Raw genomic sequence first — 14281 nt, 5'->3', positions numbered from 1 at the left:
GCAGCAGCGGGTAGCGGCCGAACACGCTGGCGATCTGCGCCGTGCCGTGCGCGCGCAGGCTGGCGAACTCTTTGCCCAGCTCGTAGTCGAGCCGGCTGTAGGCGATGCCCAGCTGGCCGCGCCCCGCCTGCAGCTGGTACGACCCGCGTGCATAGCGCAGGCCGGAGCCGGAGCTGAGCACACGCAGGCTTGCCACGTCACCCAGGCCCAGCGGATTGTTCAGGTTGACCGTGGCGCCGAGCCGATAGGCGCCGGTGTAGCGGTTGCCGCCGTTATCGGCGTCGATGCTGCCCGTCAAGCGCCGGCCGGGGGTGACGTCCACCATCAGGTCCGAGGTGCCCGGCGCGGCGCCCGGCACCAGGGTGGAGCGGACGTTCACGCCCGGCACGTCCGACAGCAACAACAGGCGGTTCTCGAACGGGCCGGTGGCGATCACGGCGCCGTTGTCCAGGCCGGCCAGCGCGCTGCGGGCGACGCCGTCCGACAGCTTGCTCTGGTTGTTCAGCTGGACGCTGCCCAGCCGGCCCTCGGTCACGGCGATGGTCACGACGCCGTCACGGATGTCTTGCGCGGGCAGGTAAGCCTGGGCCACGAAGTAGCCGTTGCGGCGGTAATGGTCGGTTATGCGCGCGGCCATGGCCTGCAGGTCGACCAGGGCCAGCTCGCTGCCGGGGGTGAACCGCGCCAGGGCCAGCAGTTCGGCTTCGGGATAGACGGTGGCGCCGTGCACCCGCAAGGAACTGACCGGGATGCGGACGGCCTCTGCACTGGGTGCGGGCAGCGTGGCGCGTTGTTCGATGCGGATGTCAGGCGCGGACCGCGGCAAGGTGGGCGCGGGTGGCACCTGCAGGGCACCGCCACTGGGCGGCTGCTGTGCCAGCAGCCCATGGCTGAAAGCCAGCAAGGCTGCGGGAAGGATGATTCTTTTCACTGAGATTCCTCCGCGGCGGGCGCGGGTTGGGTTGTTTGCCGGCGTGCTGCGCGTTGTTCCAGGCGCTCACGCGCGACTGCAGGGGCATTGCCCCTGCGTCAGCGCGACCCGCGCGTTGGGCGCGCGGGCTGGGAAACTCCGCTTACGGGCGGACGGCGATCTCGTTGCGCACCGACTTCACGCCCTTGACGTCACGGGCAATGCTCTCGGCGGTGTTCTTCTCGGCCCCGTTCTTGGCGAAACCCGACAGCAGCACGGTGCCATTGAGGGTCTCGACCTTGATGCTGGCCGCGTCGACCGACTTGTTGTCGACGAAGCGGGCCTTCACCGAGGTGGTGATGGCGCTGTCGTCGATGTAGGCACCGACGGTTTCCTGGCCGCGGGTGACGGCGCAGCCCGACAGAGCGATGAGGGAGGCTGCCAGGGCGGCGGTGAAGAGGGTGCGGGTGTTCATGACGATCGTTTCCTTGGATGAATTGTCGCGAGGGTAGGCAGGCAGGGCGGACCTGTCTGTCCGCCACCGTACAGCCACGACAAAAAAAGGCGGCGTTCTTCTATACTGCCGGCTCAGTACGGAGTCCCTTTATTTCCGCCACCCCGGATCCCCGCCAGAATTGGCTACTGGCCGCGCTTGCCGAGCCCGAGTGGCAGCGTCTCCTCCCGCATCTCGAGCCGGTGGCCATGGCCTTGGGCGACGTGCTCTACGAACCCGGCGGCAAGTTGTCGCATGTGTACTTTCCGGCTACCGCCATCGTTTCGCTGTTGTACGTGATGGAAAACGGCGCCTCGGCCGAGATCGCCGTGGTCGGCAACGAGGGACTGATCGGCATTTCGCTGTTCATGGGCGGCGGCTCGACCTCCAGCCAGGCGATGGTGCAGGCCGCCGGCACCGGGTTCCGTCTGAAGGCCAGTCTGCTGATGGCGGAGTTCAACCGGGGCGGCCCGGTGCTGCACCTGTTGCTGCGCTACACCCAGGCGTTGATCACCCAGATGGCGCAGACTTCGGTGTGCAACCGCCACCACGCGGTCGACCAGCAGCTGTGCCGGTGGTTGCTGCTGACGCTCGACCGGCTGCACTCCAGCCAGCTGGTGATGACGCAGGAGCTGCTGTCGACCATCCTGGGCGTGCGCCGCGCCAGCATCACCGAAGCCGCCGGCCAGCTGCAGCGCGACGGGCTGATCCGCTACGAGCGCGGCCGCATCAGCGTGCTGGACCGGGCGGCGCTCGAGCAGCGCTCGTGCGAGTGCTACGCCGTCGTCAAGAAGGAATACGACCGGCTGCTGCCGGACATCAAGGCGACCTAAACGATTCGCTGCGCGTCGAGCGCGATCAACTCGTCCGCGGTCGCCGGGTGGCGGCGGCCGAAGAAGGCGTAGCCCTCCATTTCCAGCACCTTGGCGCCGTCCTGGTTGAACAGGTCCCAGCGCCCACGCACCAGCCCGGTGTCGGGGCGCTTGCGCAGGCCGCGCGCTTCCAGGATCGTGTGGCGCAGCGACAGGCGGTCGCCGGGGTACACCGGCTTGAGCCAGCGCAGGCTCTCCAGCCCGGGCGAGCCAAGGCTGGTCGAGTCTCTGAGCATGTTGTCCACCGTCAGGCGCATCACCAGCGCGCAGGTGTGCCAGCCGCTGGCGCACAGGCCGCCGAACAGCGACTGCCGCCCGGCCTCTTCGTCGAGGTGGAAAGGCTGCGGGTCGTAGCGGCCGGCGAACTCCTTGATCTCGTCGGCGGTGACGCCCGTGCTGCCCAGTTCGCGCACGCTGCCCGGCGTCAGGTCTTCCCAGTGGATGCGCCCGGCCATCAACGGCCTCCCGACACTTCGACCAGCGACATGGTGGTGTAGCTGGCCTGCGCCGACAGCAGCCAGACGATGGCCTGCGCCACTTCCTCGGCGCTGCCGCCGCGCAGCATCGGCACCTGTTGCGCCAGCTGCTGCACCCGGTCGGGAATGCCGCCGGAGGCGTGGATTTCGGTGTCGATCAGGCCCGGCCGCACCGCATTGACCCGAATGCCCTCGGCTGCCACTTCCTTGGCCAGCCCGATGGTGAAGCTGTCGATGGCGCCCTTGGCCGCCGCGTAGTCGACATACTGGCCGGGCGCGCCCAGACGGGCCGCGGCGCTGGAGACGTTGACGATGGCGCCGCCGCCGCCGCCGTGGCGCGTGCTCATGCGCTTGATCGCTTCACGGGCGCAGACAAAGCTGCCGATCACGTTGATGTCGAACATGCGCTTGAGCCGCTCGAGACTCATCTCGTCGACGCGCGCGGTGCGGTCGACCACCCCCGCGTTGTTGACCAGGGCGGTGAGGCGGCCCAGCTGGCTGTCCACCTGCGCGTACATCGCAAGCACCTGGCGCTCGTCGGCCACGTCGGCCTGCACCGCGATGGCGGTGCCGCCGCCGGCGCGGATGGCGGCCACCACCAGCGCGGCGGCGTCTTCGTTGCTGGCGTAATTGACCGCGACGGCATAGCCCTTGCGCGCCGCCAGCAAGGCGGTGGCGGCGCCGATGCCCCGGCTGCCGCCGGTGACCAGGAGAACTTCTTGCACGTCGTATCCTCGTGCCGCGCCCCCCGCGGCTGCCGTGCCATTAGAACAAATGGGCACCGCCCGGGTTGACGCGCAGGTGCGCGATGATGGAAGCTCGCGGCTTTGCCGTTCGACCGACCAACCAACAAGGAGATTTTTTCATGGGCCAATTCATCGATCTCAAGGCAGCCGACGGGCACGCCAGCCCCGTCTACGTCGCCCAGCCGGCCGGCGCCGCCAAGGGCGGCGTGGTGGTGATCCAGGAGATCTTCGGCGTCAACTCGCACATCCAGTCGGTCGCCGACTTCTATGCGGCGCACGGCTACCTGGCCGTGGCGCCGGCGATCTTCCAGCGCGTCAAGCCGGGCGTCGACCTGGGCTACAGCCAGGACGACATGGGCGCGGGCATGGCGCTCAAGACCGCCGTCGAGGCGCTGCCGTCGCCCGGCGTCATGCAGGACATCCAGGCCGCGATCCAGCACGCCTCCCAGGCCGGCAAGGTCGGCATCGTCGGCTTCTGCTATGGTGGGCTGCTGACGTGGCGGTCCGCTTGCGAACTGGACGGCCTGAGCGCCGCCGCGCCTTATTACGGCGGCGGCATGACCACGCCGGACGAGATCGCCCGCAAGCCGAAGGTGCCGGTGCAGGCGCACTTCGGCGACCAGGACCACTGGATCCCGCTGGACAGCGTGGAAGCCTTCAAGAAGGCGCACCCACAAGTCGAGGTGCACATCTACCACGCCAACCACGGCTTCAACTGCGACCAGCGCGGCTCCTACGACGCGCCATCGGCCAAGCTGGCCCAGCAGCGCACGCTGGAGTTCTTCGCCAGGCACCTGGGCTGACGCGCCAAGCGTGCTTGCCAGCGCCTGCGCGCTGGCTGTGCTGTCGGGCGTGGCCGGCCTGGCCACCGCGGGCGACCTGGGCGAGTTCCACCTGTACGACAGCGGCAATGCCAACGGCCCGGTGGCGCGCAAGCTGATGGTGCTGGCCGAGGACAAGGATCTGGCCGTGCTGGCGCACGTGGACGACGCGGCCGTCGACCTGCTGATGGCGCACACGCCGAGCAGGGGCGGCAAGCTGCGGCTGATCTGGGCCCACACCGGCATAGGCGACGCTTCGGTGGCGCGGGTCGACGCGCTGCTGGCGCGCTACCCGGGCCTCATGGGCGAGCTGTCCTCCGCCCCGGGCTCACCTGCGAAGGCTGTGCGCCGAGTGGCGCCAGCTGATCCTGAAATACCCGAGCGCTTCCTGGTCGGCTCGACACCTGGGTCAATGGCCGCTGGCGGTCTTACGACGACCTGATGAAGGGCTACCGCACCTGGCTGGGCGAGCTGCCGCCGGACGTCGCGCGCGGCATCGCATGGGACAACGCGGCATCGATGTTCGGGCTGAAACAATGACGATGCAACTGCACTACTACCCAAGCACCGCGGCGATGATCCCGCACATCATGCTGGAGGAAATCGGCGTTCCGTACGAAAGGGTGCTGGTGGACCGGCTGCAGAACGCGCACAAGGCGCCCGGCTACCTCAAGCTCAACCCGAACGGGTTGATCCCGGTGCTGACCGACGGCGCGCTGGTGCTCTACGAGACGGCGGCCATCGTGCTGCACCTGTGCGACACGCAACCGCAGGCGCGGCTGGCGCCGGCCAACGGCACGCCGCAGCGGGCCGAGTTCTACAAGTGGCTGATGTGGCTGACCAACACGCTGCAGGCCACGATGATCGTCTACTTCTATCCGGAGCGGCTGCTCGACGCCGGCAACATCGAAGGCGCGGCGCAGGTCAAGGCCGCCGCCCACACCAGGATCGTGGGCCTGATGCAGCAGCTCGATGCCCTGGTGGCGCGCAACGGCGGCCCCTGGCTGCTCGGCGCCGGCTACAGCGGGCTCGATGCCTACGCCTTCACCATGTGCCGCTGGACCCGCAATTTCGCCGCCGGGAAGGCGCGCGAGCTGCCGCAGCTTGGGCCCTACGCCCGTCGCATGCTGGAGCGGCCGGCGGTGCAGCGGGTGCTGGTGGCCGAGCAGCTGTCAGAGCCCTTCGTCTGACAACAGGCGGGACAGAGCGAGGGCATCGGCCGTGGCCGCGCCCGATGCGGTGTTGTCAAAGACGCACCACACTTCGGCGCCGGCGGCCGTCGCCTGCCGGATGCGCAGCGCCAGCGCGCGCAACAGCTGGGGCGGGTACGACGAGTAGTACATGCGCGGCGAGCCGTGCAGCCGCAGGTACGCGCGCTGCGGCCAGCCGCCCGGCAGCCGGCCGGGCTCGTGCCGCACCGGGTCGGCCAGCACCCGCGCGATCCGCAGCGAAGCCAGTAGCGCGTCGGCCTCGGGCTCGAACCAGCTCGCATGGCGCGGCTCGCAGGCCAGCGCGCCGGCAAAGCGTTCGCGCAGCAAGTGCAGGAAAGGTGCGGCGACGGCGGCGTCGAATTCCAGCTTGGGCGGCAGCTGCACCAGCAGGCAGTGCAGCTTGTCGCCCAGGCCGCCTGCTTCATCGAGGAACGTCGCGAGCAGCTCTTCGCAGCCGGCCAGCTTGCGCTCGTGCGTGATCGTCCTGGGCAGCTTGGCGCAAAAGCCGAAGCCGCGCGGCACGGCGGCCGCCCACTTCTGGTACAGCGCGCGCTTGATGGGCCGGTGAAAGGATGCGTTGATCTCGGTGACGGGAAAGCGCGTCGCATAGCGCGCCAGGTGGCTGTCGCCTTTGCCGAAAGCCTGCTGCACCGCGCGCGGCAGGCTCCAGCCGGCGCAGCCGATCAGGATGCGTGCGCCGGCGACCGTCAACGCGCGCGCGCCAGGTAGTGCTTGCGCCAGAACACCACGCCCAGCGTCACCGCGATCAAGGCCATGGAGCCCAGCGTCAACCAAAAGCCGCTGCTGGCATGCGTCAGCGGCAGGAAGTCGAAGTTCATGCCGAATACGCCGGCGATCAGGTTCAGCGGCAGGAAGATGGCTGTCAACGCGGTCAGCGTGCGCATGATCTCGTTGGTGCGGTGGCCCTGCGCCGAAAAGTGGATCTGGACCGCGCTTTCGGCGCCGGCTTCCATGCGGCGCACGTGGTGCACCACCCGCTGGATGTGCTCGACCACGTCACGCGCGCGCGCCAGCAGGCTGTCGCGCTCGGTCTGGGCCAGGGTGGGCGAAGGCTGCTCGCGCTGCGTGTCCAGCCACTCCTGCATGGCGTCGTTCTGCTCCTCGCACAGATCTTCCAGCGTGTGCAGCGCGTTGCGCGCGCTCATCAGCGCGCTCCAGTCGGCGCCCCGGTTGCGCGCGTCCATCAGCTCCTGCTGCCACTGATCGAGTTCGGCGCTCAGTTCCTTGCGCAACTCCAGGTAGCCGTCCACCATCATGTTGAGCATGCGCAGCATCAGGTCGGCCGGGCTGGCCGGCAGCCGGCTGCGGGCCACCGAGGTCATCCCTTCGCTTTGCACCACGTCGCCCAGAAAGCGCTGGATGAAGCTGCGCGCCGCGTCGCAACCGGTTGGGTGCACCGTCACCAGCAGGCGGTCGAACACCACGAAGCCGATGGCGCGGGTGCGGATCCGGCTGAAGGCGGCCAGCGGCGTGTCGGCCGGCGGCAGCGCGTCGCCCACTTCGATCCTGACCTCTTCGTCGGTTGCCAGCCGCCGGAAGATCACCAGGTCGTAAACCGAGGTGTAGTCGTAGCGCGAAGGGTGCGAGCGGTTGGCGATGTCCTTCAGGTGCAGGTCCAGCAGCGGCGAGCCGCCCAGGGCCTGCGCGGCCTGCTGCAGCAGCGGCAGGTCGGTCTCCAGGGCGTCGCGCTCCAGGTAGATCCAGACAAAACCGCCCTCCGGCGCCTTCGGCGGCGGCTGTTCGAGAAACCTGAGCGTGCCGGCGCCGAATTCGACGATCTTCACTTGCTAGGCCTTGAGCTTGCGGGCCGCTTCCAGCGCGAAGTACGTCAGCACGCCGTCGGCGCCCGCGCGCTTGAAGGCCAGCAGCGCTTCCATCATCACCGCATCGTGGTCCAGCCAGCCATTGGCGGCGGCCGCCTTGAGCATCGCGTACTCGCCGGAGACCTGGTAGGCGAAGGTCGGCACGTGGAAGGTGTCCTTGACCCGCCGCACCACGTCCAGGTAGGGCATGCCGGGCTTGACCATCACCATGTCGGCGCCTTCGGCGATGTCCATCGCCACCTCGCGCAGCGCCTCGTCGGTGTTGCCCGGGTCCATCTGGTAGACCTTCTTGTCGCTCTTGCCCAGGTTGGCGGCCGAACCGACCGCGTCCCGGAACGGGCCGTAGAAAGCGCTGGCGTACTTGGCGCTGTAGGCCATGATCCGGGTGTGGATCAGGCCCTTGGCCTCGAGCGCGTTGCGGACCGCGCCGATGCGCCCGTCCATCATGTCGGACGGCGCGACGATGTCGACACCGGCCTGCGCCTGCGTCAGCGCCTGCTGCACCAGCACCGCCACCGTCTCCTCGTTCAGGATGTAGCCGGTCTCGTCGAGCAGGCCGTCCTGGCCGTGGCTGGTGAAAGGGTCCAGCGCCACGTCGGTCATCAGGCCCAGCTGCGGGAATTCCTTTTTGAGCGCCTGCACGACGCGCGGCACCAGCCCCTCGGGGTTGCAGGCCTCGCGGCCGTCGGGGGTCTTCAGGGAGGGGTCGATCACCGGGAACAGCGCCAGCACCGGAATGCCCAGGGCCACGCATTGCTCGGCCACGGGCAGCAGCAGGTCGAGGCTGACGCGTTCGACGCCGGGCATGGAGGCCACCGCCTCACGCTGGTTGCGGCCTTCGCGCACGAACACCGGGTAGATCAGGTCGCTGGCGGTCAGCGCATGTTCGCGCACCAGGTTGCGGGTGAAAGCGTCGCGCCGCAGCCGACGCGGGCGGCCCTGCGGAAAGGGGGCGAATGGTGTCATGTGGAAAATTGTGCCCGATGCGCGGTCGCATGCACGCCACGGCAGTCGAATGTTGCGCAGTCCCGGCGGAACGAGTCCACGGATGTGGGGACCACGTCAGGGTCGGCGTCTTGAAAGCGCAGGCCCGGTTTGTTAAATTACGCGTGGGCGGCTTGCCGCTCCCCGCTTTTCCTCCCTGAGCGGGCGCCTTGATGTGTGACAGCAAAAAGGCTTGCCGCCCCGACCGTCGGTCGGGGCTTTTTTTGCCCGGCCGTGGCGCGCCGGCGCTGCGTAAACTCGGACCATGCTCTGGGTCAAGGCTTTCCACGTCGTCTTCGTAGCCAGCTGGTTCGCCGGCCTGTTCTACCTGCCGCGCATCTTCGTCAACCTGGCCATGGTGCCGCCCGGCTCCGAGGCCGAGCGCGAGCGCCTGCTGCTGATGGCGCGCAAGCTGCTGCGCTTTGCCACGCTGCTGGCGCTGCCGGCGCTGGCGCTCGGGGCCTGGCTCTGGCTGGGCTACGGCATCGGCCGCGGCGGCGGCAACGGCTGGATGCATGCCAAGCTGGCGGTGGTGGCGCTCACGCTGGGCTACCACCATGCCTGCGCGGTGCTGCTGCGCAGGCTGGCGGCGGGAACCAGCCGGCGCAGCCACCGCTGGTTCCGCTGGTTCAATGAGCTGCCGGTGCTGTTGCTGACGGCAGCCGTCATTCTGGTCGTGGTGAAGCCGTTTTGACCCGCCACAAAACCTCGGCCTGGCCGCTGGCGGGCGCCTATGCAGCGCTGGTGGTCTATGCCAGCCTCTACCCTTTCTCCGGCTGGCGCGACCAGGGCATCGCGCCGTGGGCCTTCCTCACCAGCGCCTGGCCGAAATACTGGACCGGCTTCGACGTCGCCGCCAACGTGGTCGGCTACGTGCCGCTGGGCTTTTTGCTGGCGCTGAGCTTCATTCGGCGCGGCAGCTTCACCTTCGCGCCGACCAGCAATGCGGCAGCGGTCGCGGTGGCCACGCTGGCCGGCGCCTTGCTGTCGCTGGCGATGGAGGCAGCGCAAAGCTACCTGCCGTACCGGGTGCCTTCGAACGTCGACTTCGGCCTGAACATCGGCGGCTCGCTGATCGGCGCCATCGTCGCCGCCGGCCTGGAACTGGGCGGCGCCATCGACCGCTGGAGCCGCTTTCGGGATCGCTGGTTCGTGCCCGAGTCGCGCGGGGCGCTGGTGCTGCTGGCGCTGTGGCCGTGCGCGCTGCTGTTCCCGGCGGCGGTGCCGCTCGGGCTGGGCCAGGTGCTGGAGCGGCTGGAGACCTTCATCGCCGAGTGGCTGGAAGACACGCCCTTTCTGGAATGGCTGCCGTTTCGCGAGGTGGAGCTGCAGCCGCTGGTGCCGGCCGCCGAGCTGTTGTGCGTGGCGCTGGGGGCCTTCATCCCCTGCCTGCTGGCCTACTCGGTGGTGCGCTCGGCCGGCCGCCGCGCCGTGTTCGCGCTGCTGGCGGTGGCCGCGGGCATCGCCGTGACGGCGCTGTCGGCGGCGCTCAGCTGGGGGCCGGCCCACGCCTGGGCCTGGCTGACCTTGCCGGTGCGCATCGGCCTGAGCGTCGGCCTCGGCCTGGCACTATTGATGCTGCCGGTGCCCCGGCGCGGCTGCGCGGCGGTGCTGCTACTGGCGCTGGTGGTGCACCTGAGCGTGCTCAACCAGGCATCGGCCAGCGCCTACTTCGCGCAGACCCTGCTGGCATGGGAGCAGGGCCAGTTCATCCGCTTTCACGGCCTGGCCCAGTGGCTGGGCTGGCTGTGGCCCTATGCAGCCCTGTTGTATGTGCTGGTGCGAGTTTCGCGGCGGGAGGCGCCTCCTACAATCGCCGCATGACCGCGCCGCCTGCCCAGTACTACCGCCACCACATCTTCTTTTGCCTGAACAAGCGCGAGAACGGGGAGGCCTGCTGCGCCGATCACGACGCCCAGCAGGCGTTCGACCGCTGCAAGTCGCAGGTCAAGGCGCGCGGCCTGGCCGGGCCGGGCAAGGTGCGGGTGAACAAGGCCGGTTGCCTCGATCGTTGCCAGGGTGGCCCGATCGCGGTGGTCTACCCGGAAGGCACCTGGTACACCTACGTGGACGCCAGCGACATCGACGAGATCGTCGAGTCGCACCTGCAGAACGGCAAGGTGGTCGAGCGGCTCGTGACGCCGCCGCACCTGGGGCGATGAGCGCCGCACGGCCGCCCGAAGGCGCTCGCCCCCTCCGCTTGCGGAGGGGGGAGGCGCAGGCCGCGAAGCGGGCAAGCCTGGGAGAGGTTGCCGAATGAACGCCCGCACCGAGCGGCTCGACGTTGCCGGTCCGGCCGGTCGCATCGAGGTGCTGCGCGACCAGCCTGAAGGGCAGCCGCGCGGCGTCGCCGTCATCGCCCATCCGCATCCGCTGCATGGCGGCACCATGGACAACAAGGTGGTGCAGACCCTGGCCCGCGCCTTCGTGCAGTCCGGCTGGACGGCCGTCCGTTTCAATTTCCGCGGCGTCGGGGGCAGCGAAGGCGCCTACGACGAAGGCCGCGGCGAACTGCAGGACCTGCTGGCCACCGTGCGGGCGCTGGCGGCCGAAGGCGAACTCGCGCTGGCCGGTTTTTCCTTCGGCGCATTCGTGACGGCCCAGGCCGTCGCCAGCCTGGCCGCCGGGCGCGAGCTGGGCCCGGTGGTGCTGGTCGGCACCGCGGCCTCGCGCTTTGCAGTGCCGGTATTGCCGGCGGACAGTCACGACCGCACGCTGATCATCCACGGCGAGGTGGACGACACCGTGCCGCTGCAGTCGGTGCTCGATTGGGCCCGGCCGCAGTCACTTTCGGTTACGGTGGTGCCCGGGGTCGAGCATTTCTTTCACGGACAATTGCCGCTTCTCAAGAACCTGGTGGTCCGCCACCTGCGAACGCACGGATGACTACTCGTTGGATGCAGGCGCTCATCGCGCCCTTGCTGGCTTTTTTCTGCCTTTCCGCCGCCGCCCAGGCCCCGCAACCCCCCGAAGTCGCCGCCCGCAGCTACCTGCTGCTCGACGTCAGCGCCAACCAGGTGCTGGCCGCGCGCGACCCGGATTCGCCGGTGGAGCCGGCATCGCTGACCAAGCTGATGACGGGCTACCTCGTGTTCGAGGCGCTCAAGAACAAGAAGATCGACCTGAAACAAGCCCTGCCGGTGAGCGAGCGGGCCTGGAAGATGCCGGGCTCCCGGATGTTCATCGACCCGAAGATGCAGGTGCCGGTGGACGACCTGATCAAGGGCATGATCGTGCAGTCGGGCAACGACGCCACCATGGCGCTGGCCGAAGGCGTTGGCGGCACGGCCGAGCGCTTCGTCGAACTGATGAACCAGCAAGCCAAGGTGCTGGGCCTGAAGAACACCGGCTACCGCAATCCGGAGGGTCTGACGGCGCCCGGCCACACAACCACCGCGCGCGACCTGGGCGTGCTGGCCACCCGGCTGATGCATGACTTTCCCGAGTACCTGCACTACTACTCGATCAAGAAGTACCGCTACCAGGGCACGCCCACGGCCAACGACACCAACCGCAACACGCTGCTGTTTCGCGACCCGACGGTGGATGGCCTCAAGACCGGCCACACGGACGCGGCCGGCTATTGCCTGATTGCCACCGCCAAGCGCGACTTCCCGAACCTGGCCGGGCGCCGGCTGGTGGCCATCGTGCTGGGCGCCAGCAGCGAGGCTGCCCGCGCCAACGAGGCGCAAAAGCTCCTGAACTGGGGCTTCACCGCCTACGAAGGGCTCAAGCTGTTCGACGCCAACCAGGCCGTGCTGGAGCCGCCGGTCTGGAAGGGCACGGCCGATACTATCAAGCTGGGCCAGATCCAGCCCATCGTGCTGGCCGTTCCGGCCGGCAGCGGTGCGAAGGTCAAGACCCAGGTGGCCCGCACCGACCCGCTGGTGGCGCCGTTCACCAAGGGTCAGCAGCTGGGCACCCTGAAGATCCTCTCGGGCGACCAGGTGCTGCGCGAAGTCCCGCTGGTGGCGCTGGAGGCGGTCGGCCAAGCCGGTATCTTCGGGCGGGCCTGGGACGCGATCCGCTTGTGGATCAAATGACTCTGCGCCAAGCGCCGGGGCGGCGCGCAGTGTAGTCCCGGCGCAGGCCGGGATCTCGCCGATGAGGCGGCCCGGTTGCCCCGGCGGCCGCTGTCCTTGAGGGTTTTCCCCCGCCGCGATATACTCGCGGGCTTTCCCGCAATTTGGGGCGGGAAGGCTTTCTCTTTTTTTCACGACGTTTAGGGACGTTTTCTTAATGCCAACCATCAATCAACTGGTGCGCCAGGGTCGAGCGGTCGAAAAGATCAACTCGAAAAGCCCTGCGCTCGAGAACAGCCCCCAGCGGCGGGGCGTGTGCACGCGTGTGTACACCACGACGCCCAAGAAGCCCAACTCCGCCCTGCGGAAGGTCGCCAAGGTTCGCCTGACCAACGGCTTCGAAGTCATCTCCTACATCGGCGGCGAAGGCCACAACCTGCAGGAACACTCGGTGGTCCTGGTGCGCGGCGGCCGCGTCAAGGACTTGCCCGGCGTGCGCTACCACATCGTTCGCGGGTCGCTGGACCTGCAGGGCGTGAAGGATCGCAAGCAGTCTCGTTCCAAGTACGGCGCCAAGCGCCCGAAGAAGGCTTAACAGCCAGGTGGTTTGTCGGTGCTGTCCAGCCTGGCAGGCTGAGTCAGCGTAGTGACCCGAAGCAGGCGATGTTGCCTGTGGGTCGAGTAAGCGGGATGCCGAATGGCTCCCTGGGCCCCCGCAAGGGACAAGCCGAGCTGAAGCAATTGCAAGAGGTTTGAAATGCCACGTCGTCGCGAAGTCCCTAAACGTGAAATCCTGCCGGACCCCAAGTACGGCAACGTCGAACTCGCCAAGTTCATGAACGTCATCATGCAAGGCGGCAAGAAGGCCATCGCCGAGCGCATCGTCTACGGTGCCCTCGAGCAGATCGAGAAGAAGAACCCAGGCCGGGACCCGGTCGAGGCCTTCACCATGGCCATCAGCAACATCAAGCCCATGGTCGAGGTCAAGTCCCGCCGTGTCGGCGGCGCCAACTACCAGGTTCCGGTGGAAGTGCGCCCGGTGCGCCGGCTGGCGCTGTCCATGCGCTGGCTCAAGGAAGCCGCCAAGAAGCGTGGCGAGAAGTCCATGGCCCTGCGCCTGGCCAACGAACTCATGGAAGCCACGGAAGGCCGTGGCGGCGCCATGAAGAAGCGTGACGAAGTGCACCGCATGGCAGAGGCCAACAAGGCCTTCAGCCACTTCCGCTTCTAAAAAAACCGACCCCACGTCACGGTGCGGGCCCGCCACGAGCGGGCCTGCCCCTTTTGAAAGAGAAGACTCATCATGGCCCGCAAAACGCCAATCGAGCGCTACCGCAACATCGGTATCTCAGCGCACATCGACGCCGGCAAGACGACGACGACCGAGCGCATCCTGTTCTATACCGGTGTGACCCACAAGCTGGGCGAGGTGCACGATGGCGCCGCCACCACCGACTGGATGGAGCAGGAGCAGGAGCGTGGCATCACGATCACTTCTGCGGCAGTGACCTGCTTCTGGAAGGGCATGGACCTGTCCTATCCCGAGCACCGCATCAACATCATCGACACCCCCGGCCACGTGGACTTCACCATCGAGGTGGAGCGCTCCATGCGCGTGCTGGACGGCGCCTGCATGGTGTATTGCGCCGTCGGCGGCGTGCAGCCGCAGTCGGAAACCGTCTGGCGCCAGGCCAACAAGTACAAGGTGCCGCGGCTGGCGTTCGTCAACAAGATGGACCGCACCGGCGCCAACTTCTTCAAGGTCTACGACCAGATGAAGCTGCGCCTGAAGGCCACCCCGGTGCCGATCGTGATCCCGATCGGCGCGGTAGAGAACTTCAAGGGCGTGGTCGACCTGCGCAAGATGAAGGCGATCTACTGGGACGATGCGTCCCAGGGCTT

At 68.2% G+C, this 14281-nt stretch carries 19 protein-coding genes; 12 read left to right on the top strand and 7 right to left on the bottom strand.

What is annotated here, in order from left to right; genetic code table 11:
• On the bottom strand, positions 1-931 hold a 931-nt coding region (locus JWP65_RS13120; protein ID WP_299764401.1), incomplete at its 3' end, for a ShlB/FhaC/HecB family hemolysin secretion/activation protein.
• A 142-nt stretch (positions 932-1073) separates the two neighbouring features.
• Complete coding sequence (locus JWP65_RS13115) at positions 1074-1385, bottom strand: BON domain-containing protein (protein WP_299764400.1); 312 nt, start codon at positions 1383-1385, stop codon at positions 1074-1076.
• A gap of 131 nt (positions 1386-1516) precedes the next feature.
• On the opposite strand from JWP65_RS13115, the gene JWP65_RS13110 reads away from it, so the two are divergent.
• The gene (locus tag JWP65_RS13110) at positions 1517-2236 is read left to right on the top strand and encodes a Crp/Fnr family transcriptional regulator (RefSeq protein ID WP_299764402.1); all 720 of its coding nucleotides are present in this window, start codon (positions 1517-1519) and stop codon (positions 2234-2236) included.
• On the opposite strand, the gene JWP65_RS13105 is transcribed toward JWP65_RS13110, so the two are convergent.
• Both JWP65_RS13105 and JWP65_RS13100 read right to left on the bottom strand, forming a co-directional pair.
• Positions 2233-2730: a MaoC family dehydratase gene (locus tag JWP65_RS13105; protein ID WP_299764398.1), complete on the bottom strand. Its 498-nt coding sequence runs from the start codon at positions 2728-2730 to the stop codon at positions 2233-2235. The genes JWP65_RS13110 and JWP65_RS13105 overlap by 4 nt on opposite strands.
• On the bottom strand, positions 2730-3476 hold the full coding sequence (locus JWP65_RS13100; RefSeq protein WP_299764396.1) for an SDR family oxidoreductase: 747 nt from the start codon (positions 3474-3476) through the stop codon (positions 2730-2732). The genes JWP65_RS13105 and JWP65_RS13100 overlap by 1 nt, the downstream gene beginning before the upstream one ends.
• A 140-nt stretch (positions 3477-3616) precedes the next feature.
• On the opposite strand from JWP65_RS13100, the gene JWP65_RS13095 reads away from it, so the two are divergent.
• The 3 genes from JWP65_RS13095 to JWP65_RS13085 all read left to right on the top strand — a co-directional run bounded on the left by JWP65_RS13095 (position 3617) and on the right by JWP65_RS13085 (position 5508).
• On the top strand, positions 3617-4300 hold the full coding sequence (locus JWP65_RS13095; RefSeq protein ID WP_299764394.1) for a dienelactone hydrolase family protein: 684 nt from the start codon (positions 3617-3619) through the stop codon (positions 4298-4300).
• 10 nt (positions 4301-4310) lie between these two features.
• Positions 4311-4760 carry a hypothetical protein gene (locus JWP65_RS13090; protein WP_367280509.1) on the top strand — a complete coding sequence of 150 codons (450 nt, stop codon included), beginning with the start codon at positions 4311-4313 and terminating at the stop codon, positions 4758-4760.
• 94 nt (positions 4761-4854) lie between these two features.
• A complete protein-coding gene (locus JWP65_RS13085; RefSeq protein ID WP_299764392.1) occupies positions 4855-5508 on the top strand; it encodes a glutathione S-transferase family protein in 654 nt (217 codons plus the stop codon).
• On the opposite strand, the gene JWP65_RS13080 is transcribed toward JWP65_RS13085, so the two are convergent.
• From JWP65_RS13080 to hemB, 3 genes are read right to left on the bottom strand one after another with little or no spacing between them, the layout of a single operon-like run.
• Complete coding sequence (locus tag JWP65_RS13080; protein WP_299764390.1) at positions 5491-6240, bottom strand: DUF72 domain-containing protein; 750 nt, start codon at positions 6238-6240, stop codon at positions 5491-5493. The genes JWP65_RS13085 and JWP65_RS13080 overlap by 18 nt on opposite strands.
• Positions 6237-7334: a magnesium transporter CorA family protein gene (locus JWP65_RS13075; RefSeq protein ID WP_299764388.1), complete on the bottom strand. Its 1098-nt coding sequence runs from the start codon at positions 7332-7334 to the stop codon at positions 6237-6239. Before JWP65_RS13075 ends, JWP65_RS13080 begins: the two co-directional genes overlap by 4 nt.
• Positions 7335-7337: 3 nt before the next feature.
• Positions 7338-8339 (bottom strand): porphobilinogen synthase, encoded by a 1002-nt coding sequence (gene hemB, locus JWP65_RS13070; RefSeq protein ID WP_299764386.1) that lies wholly within the window; start codon positions 8337-8339, stop codon positions 7338-7340.
• 283 nt (positions 8340-8622) lie between these two features.
• Here hemB and JWP65_RS13065 point away from each other — a divergent pair, with 283 nt between their 5' ends.
• The 8 genes from JWP65_RS13065 to JWP65_RS13030 form a co-directional block, all read left to right on the top strand.
• Positions 8623-9051, top strand: a complete 429-nt coding sequence (locus tag JWP65_RS13065; RefSeq protein ID WP_299764384.1) for a CopD family protein — start codon at positions 8623-8625, stop codon at positions 9049-9051.
• A complete protein-coding gene (locus JWP65_RS13060) occupies positions 9048-10181 on the top strand; it encodes a VanZ family protein (protein ID WP_299764382.1) in 1134 nt (377 codons plus the stop codon). The genes JWP65_RS13065 and JWP65_RS13060 overlap by 4 nt, the downstream gene beginning before the upstream one ends.
• Positions 10178-10519, top strand: a complete 342-nt coding sequence (locus JWP65_RS13055) for a (2Fe-2S) ferredoxin domain-containing protein (RefSeq protein ID WP_299764380.1) — start codon at positions 10178-10180, stop codon at positions 10517-10519. Before JWP65_RS13060 ends, JWP65_RS13055 begins: the two co-directional genes overlap by 4 nt.
• Before the next feature lie 94 nt (positions 10520-10613).
• Positions 10614-11243, top strand: a complete 630-nt coding sequence (locus JWP65_RS13050; protein WP_299764378.1) for a CocE/NonD family hydrolase — start codon at positions 10614-10616, stop codon at positions 11241-11243.
• An 11-nt stretch (positions 11244-11254) separates the two neighbouring features.
• Positions 11255-12400 (top strand): D-alanyl-D-alanine carboxypeptidase family protein, encoded by a 1146-nt coding sequence (locus JWP65_RS13045; RefSeq protein ID WP_299764376.1) that lies wholly within the window; start codon positions 11255-11257, stop codon positions 12398-12400.
• Positions 12401-12596: 196 nt separating this feature from the next.
• Positions 12597-12974 carry a 30S ribosomal protein S12 gene (gene rpsL / locus JWP65_RS13040; RefSeq protein ID WP_299764374.1) on the top strand — a complete coding sequence of 126 codons (378 nt, stop codon included), beginning with the start codon at positions 12597-12599 and terminating at the stop codon, positions 12972-12974.
• Between the two features lie 162 nt (positions 12975-13136).
• Positions 13137-13610 carry a 30S ribosomal protein S7 gene (gene rpsG, locus JWP65_RS13035; RefSeq protein ID WP_299764372.1) on the top strand — a complete coding sequence of 158 codons (474 nt, stop codon included), beginning with the start codon at positions 13137-13139 and terminating at the stop codon, positions 13608-13610.
• 72 nt (positions 13611-13682) lie between these two features.
• Positions 13683-14281 (top strand): GTP-binding protein (locus JWP65_RS13030; RefSeq protein WP_299764370.1); only part of this gene is annotated, 599 nt, incomplete at its 3' end.

Origin of the sequence: Ramlibacter sp. (assembly GCF_028292805.1) — a bacterium.
Lineage (GTDB): Bacteria > Pseudomonadota > Gammaproteobacteria > Burkholderiales > Burkholderiaceae_C > Ramlibacter.
Note: the sequence above shows the minus strand (reverse complement) of the source record. Positions and strands in the feature narration are given on the sequence as shown.